Raw genomic sequence first — 1,265 nt, 5'->3', positions numbered from 1 at the left:
GGAAGATTGTATAATTAACTTAGCCACCAAATAAAAAAATCATGTGTACATATGGTATAGTATTAGTAACAAACAAAAAAACAACTATACGGAGGTACACATGACTCATATAAATTATACCATAGAATTTACAGAACGCAAGAAAAATTCACATCTATCACTACATGAAATGTCATTAATACAGGCATGGAAAATAGATGGACATAGCAACAGAGAGATAGCAAGAAGGCTAAATAGAGCCCCGCAGACAATAAACAACGCAATAAAGAAAGGCACAGTAAAGCAAAAGAGAATAATAAAAAGTAATAACAAAACATATACTTACTACGATGAAAAATACTTTGCCTTAACTAATTATGAGGTATATATAAACAATAGATCTTCTTGCGGAAGAAGACCAAAATATATAGATATAGTCGAATTTCTTAAATGGGCAGACAATAAAATGTTAAAAGATAAATGGTCTCCAGATGTATGTGTTGGATACGCAAAAGCAAATAGACTCTTTCCATCATCAGAAATACCATCAACAAAAAGCCTCTACAACTGGATAAATAAGTCACTAATGAAAACAAAAAATATAGATCTACTAGAAAAAGTAAAGAGAAAAAACAAAAATAGCACAAGAAGAACAAGACAAAACAAGAAAAAGCTTGGCATATCCATAGAAGAAAGACCAGATAAAATACAAACAAGAGAAGAATTCGGCCACTGGGAAATAGATACAGTTATAGGTAAAAAGAAAAAGACAGATCCAGTACTACTTACATTAGTAGAAAGAAAAACAAGATATGAAAAGCTGATAAAAATACATGGAAAAACACCCGATGCAGTAGACATTGGACTTAAATTCTTAAAAGATAATGCGCAGTTAAACAAAGAAATATTTAAAAGTATAACATCAGATAATGGTTCAGAATTTTCAAGCTTATCAGAATTAGCAGAATATGTAGATATATATTTTTGTCATCCATATACATCATGGGAAAGAGGAACTAGTGAATGTCAACATAAATTAATACGAAGATTTATACAAAAAGGCACATCAATAGAAGAAGTATCAAAAGAAAAAATATACAGAATAAACGAGTGGATGAATAATTTGCCAAGAAAAATCTTTAATTACAAAACTGCAAAAGAAGAGTTCATAAAGGAAATAAAACAGCTTAAAAGTATCTAGTTTAATAAAAATAAATACTTTTAAGCTATACTATACATTTAGTCTATATGATGTCTGGGTGGCTAACTTATTGTTGCAATTTATA

At 29.3% G+C, this 1,265-nt stretch carries 1 protein-coding gene; it reads left to right on the top strand.

Going from position 1 to position 1,265, the window contains the following annotated elements; all coding sequences use genetic code 11:
- The first annotated feature begins 100 nt into the window (after positions 1-100).
- Complete coding sequence (locus BN3004_RS00045; RefSeq protein ID WP_058259272.1) at positions 101-1,180, top strand: IS30 family transposase; 1,080 nt, start codon at positions 101-103, stop codon at positions 1,178-1,180.
- The last annotated feature ends 85 nt before the right edge of the window (positions 1,181-1,265 follow it).

It is taken from the genome of Fenollaria timonensis (assembly GCF_001457835.1).
Classification (GTDB): domain Bacteria; phylum Bacillota; class Clostridia; order Tissierellales; family Peptoniphilaceae; genus Fenollaria; species Fenollaria timonensis.
The sequence above is the reverse complement of the archived record's forward strand: the minus strand, read 5'-3'. Positions and strand labels throughout refer to the sequence as shown.

What these genes read in the sequence shown, in the direction of transcription:
- BN3004_RS00045 (WP_058259272.1), top strand. Translation starts at nt 101, where the DNA reads ATGACTCATATAAATTATACCATAGAATTTACAGAACGCAAGAAAAAT.